This is a genomic window from Pseudoxanthomonas spadix BD-a59 (genome assembly GCF_000233915.3).
Classification (GTDB): domain Bacteria; phylum Pseudomonadota; class Gammaproteobacteria; order Xanthomonadales; family Xanthomonadaceae; genus Pseudoxanthomonas_A; species Pseudoxanthomonas_A spadix.
On the sequence record NC_016147.2, the window covers coordinates 2,170,009 to 2,191,206 of the forward strand.

Here is a 21,198-nt window from a genome sequence, read left to right on the forward strand (position 1 = left end):
GCCGACGGTTCCTTGCACGGTCAGCTCATTCCCGTTGCCTGCGGCGGGAAGAAGACGGCGGCGCGGTGCGCCGCAGCGGGCGCCGGGCTTCCGGAGCAGTGATTGCGCAGGCGGCCGGGACCCCGCCGCAGCAGTTCTCGGTCAGGAAGTCCAGCAGCTCCTGCATGGCCGCGAAGTCGGCGCGGTACACGATGCTGCGGCCATCAGGCCAGGCCTGGACCAGGCCGGCGTGGGCCAGCGCCTTGAGGTGAAATGAAAGCGTGGAAGGGCTGACGGCCAGGGACTCGGCGATCGCGCCCGGTCGCGCGCCGACCGGACCGAGCTGGACCAGATGGCGGAACACCGCCAGGCGCGAGTCCTGGGCCAAGGCGGCGAGACGGGTCACGGCCGTTTTGATTTCCATATTTCCATGATAATGGATCTATCAAATTGATCAAGCCGACCTCGCACCCCGCCGCCTCAGTCGTGCCTTCGTTCCCGCAGCCACTTGGTGGCCACCCATTTCTCACCCTCGACCACGGGCGCTCCGCCGTGCAGGGTGCCGGTCATCGGGTGGGGACGGTCGTAACTGAAATACACGGCGTTGCCCTTGATCGGCGCCACTTCCAAATGCGCGTCGGGGAAGGTGGTGGCTCCGCCCTGGGTCGGCGTGTTCAGGTAGATGACAAGAGAAGCCACGCGCTGGCCCCCACGGCGCAGGGCCACCTCGGCGCCAGGGCGGGCGGGATCGAAATAATCGTAGTGCGGCTCGTACTGCGCGCCGGGGCCATAGCGCAGGACCTGCAGGCCTTCACCATTCTCCAGCGGCCAGTTCAACAGGGCGGCGATGCGCGCCTCCACCCGCGCGCACAGCGGGTTGGCACCTCGGCCGAAAAACATGCCCTCACTGGTGCGGGCCTGGTGCTGCTGGTCCTGGCCGGTGTCCGGATCGAACACGGGCGAACGCTTGATCTGCCGCCGCGCAAGGGCGATCAACGCGTCGCATTCCTCGGCCGCAAGCAGGTTGCCGAACACGATCACGCGCGGGTGCAACAGGCTGGCCAGCACCTGGACCTGGCGGTCCCCAGCCTGCAACAGCGCAGGTCCGTTGCGCTCGATCGGTGCTGGCACCGGCACCGGCACCGGCAGCCCGTGGCGGCGGGCGTGGCTCTCCAGGTGCTCGCGCATGGTCCGCTCCACCGCGTCGATCGCCGCCTGTTCGGTCCAACCCTGCGCCAGCATCGCGGCGGTGACCTCGCGCGGATCGGTGCCGGCTTCGGCCTGGGTGAGGATCCAGGCACGCAGGTCCGGGGTGGGAAGCGGGCTGGTCATGGGAAATCCTGTAGCGGGTGGGCCATCCCACGGCATCGGAACACTGTGACATGACGATGACAGCGCCAGCGGCCCTGCCCCGGCCACGACTGTGTGGCGGGTGTAGACGACCATCTCGTCACGATCGCCTTCATTTCGTAATGCATCGGTCACATCGGCGACCTAACGTTTGCCCCGCATTCACGTGGGACCGCCGCGGACGTTGCCACGCGCACCGCCCTGGCGCCGACCCGTACCGCCCGCCAGTCCATTTCCGTTTGGAGAACCCGATGTCCATGAGCAACAGTTCCAAGACCCTGTTGATGACCTTCGGCGCCGTATTGGCGCTGAGCGGCTGCGGCGGCGGTGCAGACCGCGTGGCTTCGCCAGGCGAGGGTGGATTCGCACCGCCGCCGCCGCCGGCCGCGCCGCCACCGCCGCCGCCGGCCGCGCCACCACCGCCGCCGCCAGTGGCCGGCCCGCCCAGCGACTGCCCGACCGGCTTCGTCAATGGCGGCCTGGACGTCAACGACACACTGCGCGTGTGCCGCCTCCCGTCGGAGATCATCGGCAACCTGCTGGTGCCCAACCGCGCTTCCACCGTGTATGCCATTTCCGGCCGGGTCAACGTCGGCCAGGACCGCGGCGGTGATGCGCAGAACCCGATCGCCGGGGCCTCGGCCGGCATCCTGACCATCGAACCCGGCGTGCGCCTGTTCGGTTCCTCCGGCCTGGACTACGTCGTGGTCAACCGTGGTTCGCAGATGATCGCCGACGGCACCCCGACCCAGCCCATCGTGTTCACCAGCGCCGCCAGCATCCGTGGCCAGACCAACGTCGACTCGGTCGGCCAGTGGGGCGGCGTGGTGTTGCTGGGCCGCGCGCCGATCAGCGCCTGTCCGTCCGCCACCATCGCCCCGGGCACTCCGCAGTGTCAGGCGCAGGTGGAAGGCACCAACGCGTTCTACGGCGGCAACTCGGCCACCGACAGCAGCGGCCGTTACCGCTACATGCGGGTGATGCATTCCGGCTTCCAGATCCTGCCCAACGTCGAGCTCAATGGCATCAGCTTGGCCGGACTCGGCAGCGGCACGGTGTTCGAGTACGTCCAGGTGCACAACAGCTCCGATGACGGCTTCGAATGGTTCGGCGGCACGCTCAATGCCAAGTACCTGGTGGCCACCGGCAACGATGACGACAGCTTCGATACCGACACCGGCTGGCAGGGCGCCGTGCAGTTCGGCATCGTCATGCAACGCGCCGGTGGCGGCGATCGCATGAGCGAGATGAGCTCGGCCGGCCAGCAGACCGTCCTGCCCTCGCGTCCCAAGTTCGCCAACATCACCTATGTCGGCCGCGCCGGCGGCGGCGCGGGCATCGTCATGAACAGCGGCACCAACAGCACCTTCATCAACACCGTGGTGACCCGCGCGGCCGGCGGCACCGGCGCGGCTGCGGCCTGCCTGGACGTGGATGACAGCACCACCACCGGTCGCTTCGAGTCGGTGTTCTTCTCCTGCCCAGTGGCCTTCGATGACGATGCCAACGGCCAGGCGGCCGCCCTGTTCAGTGCCGGCACCAACAACACCGCCAATGGCACGTCCACCCTCACCGACGGGTTCATCAACGGCGCCAACGAGACGGCGGTGACCGCGTTCCCCACCATCACCACCATCAGTCCCACCTTCACGCAGGTGAACTACATCGGCGCGGTGCGCAATGCGTCCGACACCTGGTGGCAGGGCTGGACCTGTGGCCTGACCGCGGCCAACCCGTGCTGATCGCTGGATGACGCCCCTCCGGGGCCGCGGCACCCGCCGCGGCCCCGCTGCCCGCCAACCGGGCGCGCGCGCGCCCACTGCCGAATCCAGACAAGGCCACCTCCATGAAACGCACCACCCCCAGGGCTCCGCTACGCAGCGGACTGTTCCTTGCCATCGGCGGCCTGCTGGCCAGCCATGGCGCTGCGGCCCAGACCGTCACGCCCGAGACACCCACCCCCCCCGCTGATCAGGCAACCCAGCTGGATGCGGTGACGGTGCGCGGGGCATTCATTCCCGAGCCGATGCAGATGACCTCTGAAGTCGCCTCGTTCGTGACCCGCGCGGACTTCCAGCGCACCGGCGACGACGACGCCGCCGAAGCCCTGTCCCGGGTCACCGGGCTGAGCGTGGCCCAGGGCAAGTTCGTGTACGTGCGCGGCCTGGGCGAGCGCTATTCCTCGGCACTGCTCAACGGCTCGCCCTTGCCCAGTCCCGAACCCCTGCAGCGCGTGGTCCCGCTGGACCTGTTTCCAAGCAGTGTGCTTGAAAGCATCACCGTGCAGAAAACCTACTCGGCCAAGTATCCGGGCGAGTTCGGCGGCGGCGTGATCGACCTGCGCTCGATCGTGACCCCGGACGAACCTTTCCTGACCCTTTCCATCGGTACCGGCGGCAACTCCGAGACCACCAGCCGTGACGGCCTCACCTATTACGGCTCGGAGGATGATTTCTGGGGTTACGACGATGGAACCCGCAAGAAGCAGTCGGACCTGAGCCGCGCGATCGCCACCGGACGGCGCATCGACAGCGGCACCTTCAGCGACGCCGAACTCAAGCGCATCGGCCGCAGCTTCGTCAACGCCCCGCTCAACCTGCTGCAGGTCACCGAGAACGTTGATCCGGATTTCAGCATGGGCGGCAGCGCCGGCACTTCGGTCGAAACGAATTGGGGCAAACTCGGCTTTGTGGCCGTGGCCGGCTTCGAGAACAAGTGGCGCACCCGCGTCGGTACCCAGCAGGAAGGCCTGGTGCAGGGCGATGCGATCGAGGTCCGCACCGACTACGACTACGTGTCCACCCAGAACGACGCCAAGGTCAACGCGCTGCTCGGCACCGGCGCCGAGTGGGGCGACCACAGGGTCGGCCTGACCTCCATCTACGTGCATGACACGACCAAGGAAGCGCGCAGCCGCGAGGGCAACGACGAACTGGCCGGTGCGTACGTGCGCGATGACTACACCGAGTGGTTCGAGCGTGACCTGCTCAGTCACCAGATCAACGGCGAGCACGCCTTCGGCGAGTACCAGGACCTGAAGATCGAATGGCGCGGTGCCTACTCGCGCGCGCGCCGCGACGCGCCCTACGAGAAAGGCATCCGCTATCGGCGCGTCGATGGTCGTTTCGTGCACGACGCGGCGCAGGAGCAGAACTACACCCGCTTCAGCGATGTGGAGGACAAGGTGGCCAGCGGTGGCGTGGACGTCAGCTGGCGCCTGCCGACCGACCGGGAAGTGACCCTGTCCGGCGGCCTGGCGTACTCGGACAACGACCGCAACGCCACCTCGCGCGAATTCCGCTTCCTGGCGCTCAACGGGCCACTGCCGGAAAACGTGCGTCGCGAGCGAGTGGACTTCCTGCTGTCTGACTACAACATCGACCAGGGCCTGATTACCCTGCGCGAGACCACCGGTGGCGATGGCGCCGCGGCCTATGACGCCACCCTCAAGGTCGGCGCGGCCTACCTGCAGGCCGAGGCCGAAATCGTGCCGATGGTGCGGGCCACGCTGGGCGCGCGCTACGAGGATGCCACCCAGGCGGTGCATCCCTACGACATCTTCACTGGCGCGCGGGTCGGCGGGGTCGCGCCGCTGGAGAACGATTACCTGCTGCCCGCGCTCACGGTCACCTGGAACTTTGCCGACAACCAGCAGATCCGCTTTGGTGCTTCCAAGACCATCGGTCGCCCGCAGTTCCGCGAACTGGCCCCGCAGCAGTACTTCGATACCGAGAACGATCGGTTGTTCATCGGCAACCCCTACCTGGTCGACAGCGAACTGCAGAACTTCGACGTCCGCTATGAGTGGTTCTTCGGTGCGGGCGAGTCGTTCACCCTGGGCGGTTTCTACAAGGATATCGACCGACCAGTGGAGTCCCTGGTCAACGAGACCGGTGGCGGGATCCAGCAGACCTACATCAACGCGCCACGCGCCACGCTCTACGGCGCGGAAATCGACGCCAAGAAGTACCTGGACCTGCCGATCGAGGCAGCTTGGTGGGGCGAAAAGCGCCTGTACCTGGCCGGCAACTACACCTATTCCAAGTCCGAGGTGAAGGTGGAAGACGGTGACACCGTGGTGCCGCTGGGGTTCAACGGCGTGCCCCAGGATGCCACCCTGTTCGTGCGCGACGGCAGCCAGATGCAGGGCCAGTCAGAGCATATCGCCAACCTGCAGATCGGCATCGAGGACCCCAACAGCCGCACCCAGGCCACGCTGGCGGCGACCTACGTGGGCGAGCGGATCGCCGCCCGTGGCCGCGCCGGCCAGCCCGACATCATGCAGGAGCCGGGCACCATGCTGGACCTGATCCTGCGCAAGGGCGTGGACATCGGCCAGACCGAGGTCACCGTGAGCCTGGAGGCCCGCAACCTGCTGGACACCGAATATCAGGAGTACCAGGAAATGGGCGGCGGACGGGTCGACATCAACCGATACGACATCGGGACAAGCTTCTCGCTCAACGTCAGCGCTTCATTCTGACCAAACTGTGACAGACGCGGGTCCGGCCGGGCGACCGGTCGGACTTTCATGTCACAAACATTGCCGTTTGAAGCATTACCGTCACAAAACTGTCCCATGCTTGCCCGACCGCAGATCTTCCTGCAGTCCACTGGATCTCGAACGTGCAACTCGCTGCTCATCGCCAGGCCTGGCTCCGGCCGTCTGGTTCGGCCATCAGGCGTGCGCTGCAATGGCTGTTGCTTGGCCTGTTGGCGCTGCAGGCGGTCCGCCTGGCCTGGCTGGTCGCGGTTCCGCCCGCTCCGGTTGGCGCCTTTCGGCCCGATGCGGTACCGCAGGCCCAGGTCACACCAACCGGACCCACGCTCGACCCGTTCTTCCCGTCCGACTCGGCCGCCAGCCAGGCCACCGCCAGCGGCGTGACCCTGCACGGCATCAGCACCGGGCCAGGCGGCGCCTCGGCGATCCTGGGCGATTCAGAAGGTCCGCAGCGATCCCTGCGGGTGGGCGAATCGATGCCATCCGGCGTTCGTCTGGCCGGCATCGGCCCGGACCATGTGTGGATCGAATCAAGCCAGGGCCGCCAGCGGCTCGACTTCGCCGCCGCGCCGGTGTCCCGCTCGGCAGCGGGAACCCTGCCCTCGGCAGCCCCGGTTGCGCCCGTCACGGGCGCCGCGTCGGCGCCCGTGGACCCGGCGCGCCTGCTGGAGCAGGCCGGCCTGGTCCCGCGCGAGGTCAACGGCCAGGTGTCCAGTTACACCCTGATACCGCGCGGCGACGGCGCGGCGTTGCGCAAGGCTGGCCTGCAGGCAGGTGATGTGCTGCTGTCGGTCAACGGTCAGGCACTGACCCCCGAGCGTTACCACGAACTGGCCGCGGAGCTGGCCGGACGGGACAGCGTGGAACTGACCGTCCAGCGCGACGGCGCCACCCGCTCGGTGACGGTGCCGCTGCAATGAGGGTCCACAAGTTGTCCATGCTGACGCTGGCCGCAGTGCTGCTGGTCATGCCCGGAAAGCCCGCGCCGGCCCAGGAAGCGCAGGGCCTGAACCTGCAGGAAGCCGACCTGCGCGCCTTCATCCAGGACGTCTCGCGCGCCACCGGCACCACCTTCATCGTCGACCCACGCGTGCAGGGCACCGTGACCGTGTCACGCGATCGGGCCATGTCCGAATCGGAGATGCTGGGCGTGCTGCTGGCGGTGTTGCGCGCCAACGGCCTGGTGGCCGTGCCCACCGGCGCCGGTGCCTACCGGGTGGTGCCAGACGACACCGCCGCCCAGCAACCGGGCACCTATGGCGGCTCGGCCATGGGTTTTGCCACCGAGGTGTTCGCCCTGCGCCGCATCGATGCACGCATCGCCGCCGAAACCCTGCGCCCGCTGGTGGGCCGCGGCGGCGTGGTCCTGGCCACGCCCCAGGGCAACAGCGTGTTGGTGGCCGACTACGCCGACAACCTGCGGCGCCTGCGCGGACTGGTGGCGCAGATCGACCAGGACCGGGCCAGCATCGACACGGTGACCCTGCGCAACAGTTCGGCACGGGAGATGGCGACCACCATCAACAGCCTGTTCGGCGCCCGCGGGGCGGACACCGCCAGCGCGGTGCTGTCGGTGCTGCCGGTGGAGAGCAGCAACTCGGTGGTCGTGCGCGGTGACCCCACCCTGGTGCAACGCGTGGTCCAGACCGTGCTGGAGCTGGACCGACGGGCCGAGCGCAGCGGCGACGTGCGCGTGGTCAAGCTGCAGCATGCCAACGCCGAGCAGCTGCTGCCGGTGCTGCAGGAACTGATCGGCCAGGCGCCGGGCGCGGCCAACGGCGATGCATCGCAAGCAGCCGCATCCGCCAGCCCGGCCAGCAAGGACACCCAGGTGATCGGCCCGCCGGGCGGCAAGCGCCCGGTGATCGCGCGCTACCCGGGCGCCAACGCGTTGATCATCAATGCCGACCCGGAAACCCAGCGCCTGCTCACCGACGTGATCACCCGGTTGGACACGCGCCGCGAGCAGGTCCTGGTCGAGGCGATCGTGGTGGAGATCTCCGACGATGCGGCGCGCGAACTGGGGGTGCAGTTGCTGATCGCAGGCCGCGAAGGCAGCGACGTGCCGTTCATGGCCACCCAGTATCCGAGCGCGAGCCCGGGCATCCTGCCGCTGGCGGCCGGCGTCATCGCCGCCCAGCGCGGGCGCGGCAGCAGCGATGCGGACAATGACGCGCTGGACCTGGCCGGTCGCACCGCATTGCAGTCGCTGCTCGGCCTCAATGGCGGCCTGGCCGGCTTCGGCGGCAGCCGCGGCGATGCCCTGTTCGGGTTGATCATCAACGCGGTCAAGAGCGATACCAGCTCCAACCTGCTGTCCACGCCCTCGATCATGACCCTGGACAACGAGGAGGCGCGGATCCTGGTCGGCCAGGAGGTGCCAATCACCACCGGCGAGGTGCTCGGCGACGCCAATACCAACCCGTTCCGTACCACCGCGCGCCAGGACGTTGGCATCCAGCTGGAGGTCAAGCCGCAGATCAACACCGGTGGCGGCATTACCCTGTTCCTGCGCCAGGAAGTCTCCTCGATCGCCGGGCCGGTGACCACCGGATCTTCCGACCTGATCCTCAACAAGCGCGAGCTGGAGACCAAGGTCCTGGTGGACGATGGCGCGATCGTGGCGCTGGGCGGATTGCTGGACCAGAACGACCGCCAGACCGTCGACAAGATTCCGCTGCTGGGCGATATCCCGGTGGTCGGTGGACTGTTCCGCAACACCGCGCGCGCACGCGCCAAGACCAACCTGATGGTGTTCATCCGGCCCACGATCGTGCGCGGCACGCAGGATGCCCAGCGCATCGCCGGGCCGCGCTATGACTACATGCGTGACAGCCAGGTGCGCGATCCGGGCGAGCAGGCCATGCTCGATGCACTGGTGCGCGACTACCTGCGCACGGTGCCGCCGGTGGCGCCGCCACCGGGGACGACCGTGCCCGGGCCGACCGCGCCGGCAACGCCCCCCGCCGCGACATCGCCCGCCACGCCCGCAGCCGAGCCTGCCCGCGCGCCGAAGCCGGTCCGATGAGCGCACGCCCGGCCTTCGACTATGGCTTTGCGCGCGAGCACGGCGTCGTGCCGATGGCCGCGGCAAGCGATGACACGCTCGGCCAGCACGTCCGCGTCGGCCTGCGCGAGGGCGCCGATCCGCGCGGCCTGCTGGAGGCGCGCCGCTGCCTGGGTGCACCGCTGCAGGTGGAAGTGCTGCAACGGGTCGCCTTTGATCGGCAACTTGCCGAGACCTATGCCGACGCCGGCCACGGCGCTTCGGTCGAATCGCTGGACCTGCACGCGAACCTCGACCTGCTGGTCGAGGACATCCCGGCCACCGCCGATCTGCTGGAGAGCCAGGACGATGCGCCGATCATCCGCCTGATCAACGGGCTGATCGCCGAAGCCGCGCGCATCGGCGCCTCGGACGTGCACATCGAGCCGTTCGAGGCCGCCCTGGTGGTGCGCTTCAGGGTGGACGGGGTGATGCGCGAGGCGCTGCGCCTGCCTGCCCGCGTGGCGCCGCTGCTGGTCTCGCGGATCAAGGTGATGGCGCGGCTGGACATCGCCGAGAAGCGCATCCCGCAGGATGGCCGCATCTCGCTGTCGATGGGCGTCAAGGCACTGGACGTGCGCGTGTCCACCCTGCCCGCGCGTGGCGGCGAGCGCGTGGTGCTGCGCATCCTGGACAAGGACCAGGGCACCCTTTCGCTCGAGGACCTGGGCATGCAGCCGACCGTGCTGCGCGCGTTGCGCGCCGCGTTGTGCCAGCCCAATGGCATCATCCTGGTCACCGGCCCGACGGGCTCGGGCAAGACCACCACGCTGTACGCGGGCCTGGCCACGCTCAACGACGGGCTGCGCAACATCCTCACCGTGGAGGATCCGGTCGAATACGCGATGGATGGCGTGGGCCAGACCCAGGTCAATACCAAGGTCGGCATGGGATTCGCCACCGGGCTGCGGGCGATCCTGCGCCAGGACCCGGACGTGGTCATGGTGGGCGAAGTGCGTGACCCGGAGACCGCGCAGATCGCGGTGCAGGCCGCGCTCACCGGCCACCTGGTGCTGTCCACCGTGCATACCAACGACGCCGCCGGTGCCATCACCCGCCTGCGCGACATGGGGGTCGAACCTTTCCTGCTGGCGTCCACCGTGCGCCTGATCCTGGCCCAACGCCTGGTGCGCCGGCTGTGCGTGCACTGCCGGCGCGAGCGTGCGTCCGATCCGGCATCGCTGCGGCTGCTGGGCGAGGACTTCACGGGAATCATGTACGAAGCGGTCGGCTGCCCCCGCTGCAACCACACCGGCTATGCAGGACGGGTCGGCATCTACGAAGCGATCACCGTCGATGACCAGATCCGACGGCTTGTGGGCGCCAATGCCGACGAGGACGCCATCGCCGCGGCCGCGTTCGCCGGCGGACCCCGGCTGGCCGATGCCGCGCGCAGCTGCGTCGCCCAGGGCTTGACCACGCTGGAGGAGGCCCTGCGCGTCACCCGGCAGGAGCTGCACGCCGATGCCGACGTTTGACTACGCCGCCCTGGACCTGGACGGGCGCGTCAGCAGTGGCGTGCTCGACGCGCCCAGCGCGCGCGACGCGCGGCGGCAGCTGGAGCAGCGCCGGCTGGTGCCGGTGCGCCTTCAGCCGGTCGCCGGCACCGGCGCCGGTGAGGCCAGCGGCAACACCCGTCCCGGACGCGGCCGCTTCAGCACCAAGGCGCTGACCCTGTTCACCCGCCAGCTGGCGACCCTGATCGTGGCAGTGCCACTGGAAGAGGCGCTGCGCACGATCGGCTCGCAGTCCGAGCACAGGCCGACCCGCGAAGTGGTGATGGCCACCCACGCACTGGTGCTGGAGGGCTTCCGCCTGTCCGATGCGATGACCCGGCAGGGCAATCGCTTCCCGGCGCTGTACCGGGCCATGGTGGCCGCCGGTGAAGGGTCTGGCGCCCTGCCGCAGATCCTCGAGCGCCTGGCCGACCTGCTGGAGCGCGAACAGCAGGTACGTGGCAAGCTGCTGGCCGCGTTGGCCTATCCGGCCGCGCTGTCGCTGACCGCGGTGCTGGTGGTGATCGCGCTGATGGCCTTTGTGGTGCCGCGGGTGGTCGAGCAGTTCGAGTCGATGGGCCGGGAACTGCCGCTGCTGACCCGGGCGGTGATCGGCGTCTCCGATGGCATGGCAGCCTGGGGTCTGCCGGCTCTGCTGGTCATGGCAGTGGCGGCCGTGGTCTTTGCCCGGCTGCTGCGCCGCGACAGGGTCCGTCTGGCCGTCGATGCCCGCATCCTCGCCCTGCCCGTGCTTGGCCGCATCCTGCGTGATGTCCATGCCGCGCGCCTGGCCCGCACCCTGGCGATCATGCTCACCAATGGCCTACCGTTGATGGAAGGCCTGTCGATCACCGCGCGCACCGTGCACAACCGGGTCCTGCGCGCGGCCACCGAGCGCATGGTGGCGGTGATCCGCGAAGGCGGCAGCCTGTCCAACGCAATGCGGCGCGCGGCCGTGTTCCCGCCCACCCTGCTGTACATGACCTCCAGCGGCGAGAACAGCGGGCGCCTGGCGCCGATGCTGGACCGCGCGGCGGACTACCTGGAACGCGAGTTTAACACGTTCACCAATGTGGTCATGAGCCTGCTGGAGCCGGTCATCATCGTCCTGCTGGGCGGGGTGGTGGCGGTAATCGTGCTGGCCATCCTGCTGCCCATCCTGCAGTTCAACACGCTGGCGATGGCGTGACTGCCACCGTCCACGGAGAAACCCCCATGCGCCTGCGATCCCGCGCCCTTGCCCCCAGCCCCCTGCACCTGCCCCGGGTCGCGCCCGCGTCCGGGATGCACCCCCAGCGCGGCTTCACCTTGGTCGAACTGATGGTGGTGATCGTGATCATCGGCCTGCTGGCCACGGTGGTGGCGATCAACGTGCTGCCCAGCCAGGACCGCGCCATGGTGGAAAAGGCCCGTGCCGATGTCGCCGTGCTCGAGCAGGCCATCGAAACCTACCGCCTGGAGAACATGACCTATCCGCGCACCGAAGACGGGCTGAACGCGCTCATGGTCGCGCCGCGCGGCCTGCCGCGGCCGGAACGCTACCGCCAGGGCGGCTACATCCGCCGCCTGCCCACCGACCCGTGGGGCAATGCCTACCAGTACCGCTACCCCGGCAGTCATGGTGCCTTCGATGTGTACTCGTTCGGCGCCGACGGCGTGGAAGGCGGCGAAGGTGACGGCGCCGACATCGGCAATTGGAGCTGAGCCGACCATGCACGGCCGCCGCACCGGCGCGCAGGGCTTCACCCTGGTCGAGCTGCTGGCCGTGCTCGCCGTGGTCGCGCTTGCCGGCAGCGCCGTGCTGCTGACCCAGCCTGGCGATGGACAGCAACTGGTGCGCGAGGGCGAGCGCTTCGCCGCGCGGCTGCAGCACGCGCAGGAGGAAGCGATCCTGGGCACGCGGGCGATCGAAGTGGTCGCCGCAGCGGAGGGCTACCGCTTCAACCGCCAGCACTTTGCCGACTGGGAACCGCTGCGCGAACGGCCATTCGGCGACATCGCCTGGGAGCAAGGCACCACGCCGCGCCTGTCGCGCGAGCTGCCGCAGGTGCGCTTCGACTTCGACCCCACCGGCATCGCCGAGCCGGCCGAGCTGGTCCTGCAGCGCGGCGACGCCAGCGTGCGCGTTGCGGTGGATGCTGCCGGACAGGTACGCCTCGATGCGCTGCGCGACTGAACCCCACCATGCCAGGTTCGCCATGCGCGGCTTCTCCCTGATCGAGTTGCTGGTGGCGCTGGCGGTGTTCGCGCTGGCGGTGCTGGCCCTGCTCAACCTGGCCGGCGAAAGCACCCGCACCGCGGTGCTGCTGGAAGAACGGGTGCTGGCCGGCGTGGTCGCCGAGAACCGCGCGGTGGAGTCGATGATCGAACCCCTGGAACGCATTGCCGCCGAGCCCGCCGGCACCGAAAGCGCTGGCGACCTGCAATGGCAGTGGAGCCGCACCGTGCAGGCAACCGAAGAGCCGGGCATCGTGCGCATCGACATCCGGGTGCAGGCGCAGGGCCGCGATCAGGCGTTGGCGGTGTTGTCGGTGTTGCGCGAGACCGGCCGATGAGCACCACGGCAGCCGCCAGCGCCAGCCCTGCGCCGCGCACGGCACGATCCGGCGGCTTCACCCTGCTGGAGGTGATGGTGGCGCTGGCGATCTTCGGCCTGCTCGCGGCCGCCGGCGTCGGCGTGATGGCCTACGCGACCGACAACCAGGGCGCGGTCGGCGAACGCATGGACCGGCTGGCCGAACTGCAGCGCTCGCGGGGCGTGCTGCGCGCCGACCTGGCCCAGGTGGCCGCGCGGCGCATCCGCCAGGCCGACGGCAGCCCCGCGCGCAGCGTGTTCCATGGGGCTCGCGACGGCGATCCGGGTGCCCTGCTCGGGTTCGTACGCCGCGGCTGGGCCAATCCGGGCCAACAACGGCGCCCGTCCCTGCAATACGTCGAATACCGCATCGCCGATGGCCAGCTGGAGCGCTCGACCCGCCCGGTGCTGGACGGTGGCATGTCCGGCACCCCTCAGGTGCTGCTGACCGGCGTGCGCGCGGCCCACATTCGCTATCGCGACCACGGCCAGTGGAGCGACGGCTGGTCCGGCAGCAGCGAGGCGGTCCCCGAGGCGATCGCACTGCAACTGGACCTGGAGCGCATCGGCGCCCTGGAGCAGCTGTTTCTCTTGCCCGGGAGTGGAGGCTGATGCACCCGCGCAAGCCGCAGCGAGGCGCCGCGCTGCTCACCGTGCTGCTGCTGGTGGCGGTGATGGGCGTGCTGCTGATGGCCATGCTGGACGAGATCCGGTTCGGCCTGCGCCGGGTCGGCAACGCCGAATCGGTCGGCCAGGCGCAATGGCAGGCGCTGGGCGCCGAGACCCTGGCGCGCGCGCGCATCCAGCGCATGGCTCGCTCGGGCGATGGCCGCACCACCCTGGCCGGTGGCTGGAACGGACGCACCGTGGTGTTCCCGCTGGATGCCGACGGTGGTGGGCCCGGCATGGTGCGCGCGCGCCTGTCCGATGCAACCGCCTGCTTCAACCTCAACAGCGTGGTCCAGGGCGCGGTCGGGCAGTGGCAGCTCAACGAAATCGGCCTGGCCCAGTACCGAGCGCTGCTGACCGCGCTGGGATTCACCTCGACGCGCGGCGCGGCCCTGGCCGATGCGCTGGTGGACTGGATCGATTCGGACCAGCAGCAGCGCCCGGCCGGTGCCGAGGACCGGGCCTATGCCACGGTCACGCCGCGCCGGCGTACCGCCTCGACCCTGCTGGCCGAACCCAGCGAGCTGCGCGCCATCGCCGGCTACGACCCCGACGCCTATGCACGCCTGCGCCCGCATGTGTGCGCCCTGCCCGAGGCCGCCCTGGCCCCGGTCAATGTCAACACCCTGCAGGCGCAGGATGCGGTGATCCTGTCCATGCTGTCCGACAATGCGCTCGACCTGCGGGCGGCGACCAGCCTGCTGGCCCGGCGCCCAACCGACGGCTGGCACAGCGTGGCCGAATTCTGGTCGCATCCGGTCCTGGCCGAGGCCGCGCTGCCCAATCCGGTATTGCAGCAGGTCCAGCTGCGCACCCGCTATTTCGACCTGCATGCCGAGGTGGAGCACGGCCACGCGCAGGCGGTGTTGAGCGCACTGCTGCAGGTAGGCAACGACGGCCAGGTGCGCACGGTCGCCAGGCGCTGGGGGCGCGACGAATGAACACGCGGGTGCTGTTGCTGCCGCCGGATGCGGCCGATCCGGTGCGCTGCCTGGCCGTGGACGGCGAGGGCCGCGTCGTGGAGGCGCTGGAGGTGCCGGTCGGCGAACCCGTGCCCGCCGGGTTCGCCGGCGCGGCGCCGCGCACGGTGCTGGTGGTCCCGGGCGAGGAAATCGGAACCTGGCACACGGAACTGCCGACACGCGATGCCGCGCAGGCGCTGGCGGCGGCCAGGCTGGCCCTGGCCGACCGCGTGGCCGAACCGGCCGATGCCCTGCACATCGCCATCGGCCCGCTGCAACCAGGCCAGCCGCGCCTGCTGTGCTGGGTCAAGCCGGCGCGCCTGCGCCAATGGCTGGAGCGGGTCCAGGCCCTGGGCGTGCAGGTCGACTCGGTGGTCCCGGATTACCTGGCACTGCCGGCACCTGCTGACGGCATGATCCTGGCCATTTATCAGGGTCGTTGGCTGGCACGCGGGCAGACGCTGGCCTTCAGCGCCGAACCCGACCTTGCCCGCCAGGTGATTGGAGAGCGCCCGGTCCAATGGCTTGCCCAGGACCAGGTGGAGAGCTGCCTTGCCGCCGGCGCGGGCCAGGCGCCCATCAACCTGCTGCAATACCAATTCCAGCCACGCCGCGGCGGCCGTGCACAGGCCCCCTCCTGGCGCAGGCTGGCACTGCTCGCCGGGCTGGTGCTGGTTTCACCGGTGCTGCTGCTGCTGGTCGATGCGGCGCGCTATCGACTGGTGGCACGGTCGCTGGAGGCACGCGCCGCAGCGCTGGCCGCCCCCCACCTGCGGGCAGGCGCCAGCGGCGATCCGGCCGCTGGCCTGGCCGCCGAGCTGGCCTTGCGCAAGGGTCCGGCCAGCGCCGCGGCCCTGCGCCAGGCACTGTTCGATGCCCTGGCCGCCACGCCGGGGACCCGGCTGGAATCGCTTGATTCCAGTGTCGCCGCCGGGCTGCAGGCCACCATCGTCCATCGCACCCCGGAACAGCTCGAACAGCTCCGGGCAGCGCTGCTGGCACACGGCCATGCCACCACCTTCGCACCACTGGAACCTGGCGGCGACGGGCAACGCAGCCGCCTGCAAGCGGAGCCGGCCCGGTGAGCAGCTTCCAGCGCCTCCACCACTGGTGGACCCAACGCAACCGGCGCGAGCAGGCGATGCTCGCCGTCATGTTCGCGGCCATCGCTGCGTTCGCCTTCTGGTATGGAATGCTGTCACCGGCGCGCGCCCTGCGCGAGGCCGCGCGCCGGGATTACAGCGCTGCAGTGCGCCAGCTGCACCGGGTGCAGGCCGACGCAAGCCAGCTGCAGGCGCTGGCCGACCAGCGCCCCGCCGACCGCGACGCGCTGGCCGGGCTGATCGAGCAAAGCGCTGCCCAGGCCGGGGTCGCCCTCTCGCGCCAACGGCGCGACAGCCAGGACCAGTGGGTGGTGGAGATGGACGCGGTGGATGCGCCCGCACTGCTGGCATGGCTGGATCGACTGCAAGCCCAGGGCGTGCAGCCAGTGGCCCTGGTCGCCGAGCGCGACGGAGCCCGCCTGCGGGCGCAGGCCACCTTCGTCCCGGCCTCGCCGCGCGGTCGGCCATGAACCGTCCGCTGCGTGCCAGCCTGATCGTCGCCGCCATGGCAGGGGTGATCGCCGGCACCCTACCGCTGGGCCTGGCCTTCCGAGTCCCGGCGTGGGTTCCCATCGGGCTGACCGCGGACGACGCCGTGGGCACGCCCTGGCACGGTGTCCTGCGCAATGCCCGCTGGAATGGACAGCCGCTGGGTGATGTCCGGGTGGGCCTGCAGCCGCTCCCCATGCTGCTGGGCCGGATCCGGCTGCAGCTGTCCACGCCCACCTTCGCCGGCGTGGCCGAGCGTGGCACCCGCCAAGGGTTCGAAGCGGCCAACGGCCGGTTGGCCTATCCCCTGCCACTGCTGCCCGGTGCGCAGGCCTGGCTCGAATTGCGCGAGGCGGGACTGCTGTTTGCCAACGGCCAATGCCTGCGTGCGGGCGGCCAGGTCCGCGTGCTGGTGCAAATGGCCGGACCCGACGTGCCGCAACTGCAGCTCGCCGGCACTCCCGCCTGCAAGGGCGCCGAAGGCCAACTGGTGCTGGCGAGCGACCCCGGGGCCGCGTTCGACGTGCAGGTGCACGCCTCGATCGGGCAGGACGGCCACTACTCGGTCAGCACCCGGGTCCGCAGCGAGGACCCGGCCGCCCGCCTGGCCCTGCAACTGGCGGGCTTCGATCCGGGTCCGGAGGGGCTGGTGCGCCTGGATTCGGGCCGCGCCGGACAGCCGCCCGCGCCATGAGCGCGGAGCCAGCGGCTGACCTCCAGGCGCCGGCGCTGGTTCCGCGCACCGCAGGCGCCTTCCCCGCCGCTGGCGGCGAGCAACGGCCCGGAGAGCCGTCGTCGTGATGCTGTAAACCTTGGCGCGATTCAATGCCGTCGGCGCGCGCCGACCGCATCGGACAAGCCCCTGCTCATCCGGGCCGGCAGGCCGGCTTTGCCCCCGCGTCGTTGTGCAAGACCGGGCTTGACCAGCCAGGAGATGCCGAGTTTGTACAATATGTGACAGGCCATGTCACGACCCTGCAACAAAAGAATCATTTCATGGCCCCTCTCGGCCCGCGACCCGGCCACGCTTCCATGGAGATCGACCACATGACCGTCAAGCCCCTGCGCGCCAGCCTGTATGCCCTGGCTGCTGCCCTCACGCTGGCCGCCTGCGGTGGTGGCGGTAGCAACCCGCCCCCGCCCGCCGCCGATGGCGCTCCCACTGATGGCGCCCCCGCCACTGACGGCGATGCACGCAGCTCCGTGCAGATCACCGGCGCCGGCGCGACTTTCATCTATCCGCTGCTGTCGCGCTGGTCGGCCGACTACAACCAGGTCACCGGGGTCCGGGTGAATTACCAGTCGATCGGCTCGGGCGGCGGCATCGCCCAGATCAAGGCCGGGACGGTGGACTTTGGCTCATCAGACAAGCCGCTGTCCTCCGAAGAGCTAGCCCAGGCCGGCCTGGGCCAGTTCCCGTCGGCGATCGGCGGCGTGGTCCCGGTGGTCAACCTGGACGGGGTTGAAGCCGGCAAGCTGCGCCTGACCGGCGAGCTGCTGGCCAACATCTTCCTGGCCAAGATCGAGAACTGGAACGACCCGGCCATCGCCGCGGCCAACCCGGGCCTGAAGCTGCCCGATGCCAGGATCAATCTGGTCCACCGCTCCGACGGTTCGGGCACCAGCTTCAACTTCACCAACTACCTGTCCAAGGTCAGCCCGGAGTGGAAGGACAAGGTTGGCGAAGGCACCTCGGTGCAATGGCCCGGCGGTGTCGGCGGCAAGGGCAACGAAGGGGTGGCCTCGTACGTGAAGCAGATCAAGAACTCGATCGGCTACGTCGAACTGGCCTACGCCCTGCAGAGCGCGATGCCCTACACCTCGATGCAGAACGCGGCCGGCCAGTGGGTCGAGCCGAACGCCGAATCCTTCGCCGCCGCGGCCGAAAGCGCCGACTGGGCCAGCGCCAAGGACTTCAACCTGGTCATTACCAACGCGCCGGGCGAGAAGGCCTGGCCGATCACCGCCACCAACTTCATTCTGATGCACAAGCAGCCAGCCAATGCGCAGCGCAGCGCCGCCACCCTGGCGTTCTTCAGGTGGGCCTTCGAAAACGGCCAGCGGCAGGCGCAGGAACTGCACTACGTCCCGCTGCCGGCGCCACTGGTGCAGCAGATCGAAGCCTACTGGGCAGCCGAGTTCAAGTGACGCAACGGCGCGCCCGCGACTTCGCGGGCGCCTTTGCCGTTGCGTCACCCCCGCGCAGGCGGGGATCCAGGGACGTTGCTATTGCTTCTGCGCGCACCTTCACGCACGAACCGCTGAAACATCCCTGACGTATCACTGCATCCCTCCGAAGTCCTCACGCGAGCGCATCGCCCCCGCATGAACGCAACGACACTCCCCGCCGCCGGCAGCGCTCGCGACAATGCACAGGGCGACCGCATCTTCCGCTGGATCCTGGTCGGCACGGTCATCTTCGTGCTGGTCGCCCTGGCCAGTGCCGCCTTGTCCATGCTCTGGGGCGGCCGTGATGCGCTGTTGACCCAGGGGTTTGGCTTCATCACCTCATCGGAATGGAATCCGGTCGAGAACAAGTACGGTGCCCTGGCGCCGATCTACGGCACCCTGGTGACGTCGCTGATTGCCATGGTGATCGCCGTGCCGGTGAGCTTCGGCATCGCTTTCTTCCTGACCGAGGTGGCGCCGCGCTGGTTGCGCGGGCCAGTTGGGACTGCGATCGAGCTGCTGGCCGGCATCCCTTCGATCATCTACGGCATGTGGGGCCTGTTCGTGCTGGTGCCGGTGATGACCAATCACGTCACCCCCTGGCTCAATGACCACCTGGGCACGCTGCCGCTGGTCGGCCCGCTGTTCCAGGGCCCGCCGCTGGGCATCGGCATTCTCACCGCCGGGCTGGTGCTGGCGATCATGGTGATCCCGTTCATCTCCTCGGTGATACGCGAAGTGTTTCTGACCGTACCCACGCCGCTGAAGGAATCGGCCTACGCGCTGGGTTCGACCAAGTGGGAAGTCAACTGGGACATCGTCCTGCCCTACACCCGCTCGGCAGTGATCGGCGGCATCTTCCTGGGTCTGGGCCGTGCGCTCGGTGAGACCATGGCCGTGGCCTTCGTGGTCGGCAACAGCGTGACGCTGTCGGCCTCGCTGCTGATGCCAGGCACCACCATCGCCGCGCTGATCGCCAATGACTTCGGCGAGGCGACCGAGACCTATCGCTCGGCGCTGCTGCTGCTGGGCTTCGTGCTGTTCGTGGTCACCTTCGCGGTGCTGGCGGTGGCGCGCTACATGCTCATGCAGCTCTCGCGCCGGGAGGGCTACTGATGGACGCGCCGGGCCTGTACTGGCGGCGCCGCGTGGTCAACGTGGCGGCCATCGCGCTGTCCTGCGCCACGGCGGCGTTCGGCCTGCTGTTCCTGGTCTGGATCCTGTGGACGCTGCTGGCCAAGGGCATTGCCGGGATCAACCTCAACCTGTTCACCATGAACACCCCGCCGCCGATGCAGGACGGCGGCCTGCTCAACGCGTTCTTCGGCAGCGCGTTGATGTGCACGCTGGCCATCCTCATCGGCGCCCCGCTGGGGGTCCTGGCCGGCACCTGGTTGTCTGAATTCGGCCACACGCGCAAGGCCGGCACGGTGGTGCGCTTCGTCAACGACATCCTGCTGTCGGCACCATCGATCGTGCTGGGCCTGTTCGTGTATGCGATGGTGGTCTCGGTGATCGGCTTCTCGGCGCTGGCCGGCGCGATCTCGCTGGCCTTCATCGTCCTGCCGGTGGTGGTGCGCACCACCGACGAGATGCTGCGCCTGGTGCCGGCGCAGATGCGCGAGGCCGCGCTGTCGCTGGGCGTGCCGCAATGGAAGGTGACCCTGCAGGTGCTCTATCGCAGCGCCTCGGCCGGCATCGTCACCGGCATCCTGCTGGCCCTGGCCCGCATTTCCGGCGAGACCGCGCCACTGCTGTTCACCGCCTTCGGCAACCAGTTCTGGAGCAGCAGTCTCTTCCGCCCCATGGCCTCGGTGCCGGTGGTGATGAACCAGTTCGCCGGCAGCCCCTACGAATCCTGGCAGACCCTGGCCTGGGCCGGTGCGCTGGTGTTGACCGTGTTCGTGCTGCTGGTCGGCCTGGGTGCGCGCTTCTTCCTGCTGCGCAACAGGATCTCCAATGACTGACTTATCGACGGACCCGACCATGAACGATGTGCAGCACACCGCCCCGAGCCCGCGCCTGAGCCAGGTCACCACCGACCGCGGCATCCTGCCGCCAGCGGCGGTAAAGCTGGAAGCGCGCGGGCTGGACTTCTACTACGACAAGTTCCACGCGCTGAAGAACATCAACCTGCAGATTCCGGAGAAGCGCGTGACCGCGCTGATCGGGCCGTCCGGCTGCGGCAAGTCCACGCTGCTGCGCGTGTTCAACCGCATCTATGCGCTCTACCCCAAGCTCAGGGCCACCGGCCAGGTGCTGCTGGACAATGAGGACATCCTCTCGCCCAAGTATCCGATGAACCGGCTGCGCAGCAAGGTCGGCATGGTGTTCCAGAAGCCGGTGCCGTTTCCGATGACCATCTTCGAGAACGTCGCCTACGGTATCCGCCACCACGAGAGGCTGTCCAAGGCAGAGATGAATGCCCGCGTCGAGCATGCGCTGCACCAGGGCGCGCTGTGGGACGAGGTCAAGGACAAGCTGGGCCAGAGCGCGCTGGGCCTGTCCGGTGGCCAGCAGCAGCGCCTGTGCATCGCCCGCGCGGTGGCACTCAGGCCCGACGTGCTGCTGCTGGATGAACCCACCTCCGCGCTGGACCCCATTTCCACCAGCCGCATCGAGCAGTTGGTGGAGGAACTCAAGCGCGATTACACCATCTGCATCGTCACCCACAACATGCAGCAGGCCGCGCGGGTAAGCGATTACACCGCCTTCATGTACCTGGGCGACCTAATTGAACACGACGTCACCTCGACCATCTTCTCGCATCCGTCAAAGCAGCAGACCGAGGACTACATCACCGGCCGGTTTGGGTGAGGAACGCGCTCGTCTGACGCCAACCGGTCTGAGATGCGCAAG

General features: G+C 69.1%; 20 protein-coding genes. 18 read left to right on the forward strand and 2 right to left on the reverse strand.

Annotated features, from left to right (window positions below):
- Nucleotides 1-25 precede the first annotated feature (25 nt).
- A complete protein-coding gene (locus DSC_RS09780; protein ID WP_425476592.1) occupies nt 26-385 on the reverse strand; it encodes an ArsR/SmtB family transcription factor in 360 nt (119 codons plus the stop codon).
- Between the two features lie 74 nt (nt 386-459).
- Nucleotides 460-1,311, reverse strand: a complete 852-nt coding sequence (locus DSC_RS09785; protein WP_014161007.1) for a 2OG-Fe(II) oxygenase — start codon at nt 1,309-1,311, stop codon at nt 460-462.
- Between the two features lie 269 nt (nt 1,312-1,580).
- Here DSC_RS09785 and DSC_RS09790 point away from each other — a divergent pair, with 269 nt between their 5' ends.
- The 18 genes from DSC_RS09790 (at nt 1,581) to pstB (ending at nt 21,156) form a co-directional block, all read left to right on the forward strand.
- Entirely contained in the window at nt 1,581-3,071 is a 1,491-nt protein-coding gene (locus DSC_RS09790; protein ID WP_014161008.1) for a hypothetical protein, read from the forward strand.
- Nucleotides 3,072-3,175: 104 nt separating this feature from the next.
- Nucleotides 3,176-5,812 (forward strand): TonB-dependent receptor domain-containing protein, encoded by a 2,637-nt coding sequence (locus DSC_RS09795; RefSeq protein WP_014161009.1) that lies wholly within the window; start codon nt 3,176-3,178, stop codon nt 5,810-5,812.
- Between the two features lie 143 nt (nt 5,813-5,955).
- Nucleotides 5,956-6,750, forward strand: coding sequence for a type II secretion system protein N (locus DSC_RS09800; protein WP_043290520.1), 795 nt, complete (start codon nt 5,956-5,958; stop codon nt 6,748-6,750).
- Nucleotides 6,747-8,858, forward strand: coding sequence for a type II secretion system secretin GspD (gspD, locus tag DSC_RS09805; protein ID WP_043290521.1), 2,112 nt, complete (start codon nt 6,747-6,749; stop codon nt 8,856-8,858). Before DSC_RS09800 ends, gspD begins: the two co-directional genes overlap by 4 nt.
- A complete protein-coding gene (gene gspE, locus DSC_RS09810) occupies nt 8,855-10,354 on the forward strand; it encodes a type II secretion system ATPase GspE (RefSeq protein WP_014161012.1) in 1,500 nt (499 codons plus the stop codon). Before gspD ends, gspE begins: the two co-directional genes overlap by 4 nt.
- On the forward strand, nt 10,341-11,561 hold the full coding sequence (gene gspF / locus DSC_RS09815; protein WP_014161013.1) for a type II secretion system inner membrane protein GspF: 1,221 nt from the start codon (nt 10,341-10,343) through the stop codon (nt 11,559-11,561). Before gspE ends, gspF begins: the two co-directional genes overlap by 14 nt.
- A 95-nt stretch (nt 11,562-11,656) precedes the next feature.
- On the forward strand, nt 11,657-12,076 hold the full coding sequence (gspG, locus tag DSC_RS09820; protein WP_043290523.1) for a type II secretion system major pseudopilin GspG: 420 nt from the start codon (nt 11,657-11,659) through the stop codon (nt 12,074-12,076).
- Nucleotides 12,077-12,083: 7 nt separating this feature from the next.
- Nucleotides 12,084-12,548, forward strand: a complete 465-nt coding sequence (locus DSC_RS09825) for a GspH/FimT family pseudopilin (protein ID WP_014161015.1) — start codon at nt 12,084-12,086, stop codon at nt 12,546-12,548.
- Nucleotides 12,532-12,927 carry a type II secretion system minor pseudopilin GspI gene (gspI, locus tag DSC_RS09830; protein ID WP_014161016.1) on the forward strand — a complete coding sequence of 132 codons (396 nt, stop codon included), beginning with the start codon at nt 12,532-12,534 and terminating at the stop codon, nt 12,925-12,927. Before DSC_RS09825 ends, gspI begins: the two co-directional genes overlap by 17 nt.
- Entirely contained in the window at nt 12,924-13,559 is a 636-nt protein-coding gene (gspJ, locus tag DSC_RS09835; RefSeq protein ID WP_014161017.1) for a type II secretion system minor pseudopilin GspJ, read from the forward strand. Before gspI ends, gspJ begins: the two co-directional genes overlap by 4 nt.
- Nucleotides 13,559-14,557 carry a type II secretion system minor pseudopilin GspK gene (gene gspK / locus DSC_RS09840; RefSeq protein WP_014161018.1) on the forward strand — a complete coding sequence of 333 codons (999 nt, stop codon included), beginning with the start codon at nt 13,559-13,561 and terminating at the stop codon, nt 14,555-14,557. The genes gspJ and gspK overlap by 1 nt, the downstream gene beginning before the upstream one ends.
- The gene (gspL, locus tag DSC_RS15715; RefSeq protein ID WP_014161019.1) at nt 14,554-15,663 is read left to right on the forward strand and encodes a type II secretion system protein GspL; all 1,110 of its coding nucleotides are present in this window, start codon (nt 14,554-14,556) and stop codon (nt 15,661-15,663) included. The genes gspK and gspL overlap by 4 nt, the downstream gene beginning before the upstream one ends.
- Nucleotides 15,660-16,151, forward strand: coding sequence for a type II secretion system protein GspM (gspM, locus tag DSC_RS09850; RefSeq protein WP_014161020.1), 492 nt, complete (start codon nt 15,660-15,662; stop codon nt 16,149-16,151). Before gspL ends, gspM begins: the two co-directional genes overlap by 4 nt.
- Nucleotides 16,148-16,864, forward strand: a complete 717-nt coding sequence (gene gspN / locus DSC_RS09855) for a type II secretion system protein N (protein WP_014161021.1) — start codon at nt 16,148-16,150, stop codon at nt 16,862-16,864. Before gspM ends, gspN begins: the two co-directional genes overlap by 4 nt.
- A gap of 353 nt (nt 16,865-17,217) precedes the next feature.
- Nucleotides 17,218-18,318, forward strand: coding sequence for a phosphate ABC transporter substrate-binding protein PstS (gene pstS, locus DSC_RS09860; RefSeq protein WP_043291212.1), 1,101 nt, complete (start codon nt 17,218-17,220; stop codon nt 18,316-18,318).
- 177 nt (nt 18,319-18,495) lie between these two features.
- Nucleotides 18,496-19,455, forward strand: a complete 960-nt coding sequence (gene pstC, locus DSC_RS09865; protein WP_014161023.1) for a phosphate ABC transporter permease subunit PstC — start codon at nt 18,496-18,498, stop codon at nt 19,453-19,455.
- Complete coding sequence (pstA, locus tag DSC_RS09870) at nt 19,455-20,306, forward strand: phosphate ABC transporter permease PstA (protein WP_014161024.1); 852 nt, start codon at nt 19,455-19,457, stop codon at nt 20,304-20,306. Before pstC ends, pstA begins: the two co-directional genes overlap by 1 nt.
- Entirely contained in the window at nt 20,299-21,156 is an 858-nt protein-coding gene (gene pstB / locus DSC_RS09875) for a phosphate ABC transporter ATP-binding protein PstB (protein ID WP_425476593.1), read from the forward strand. The genes pstA and pstB overlap by 8 nt, the downstream gene beginning before the upstream one ends.
- The last annotated feature ends 42 nt before the right edge of the window (nt 21,157-21,198 follow it).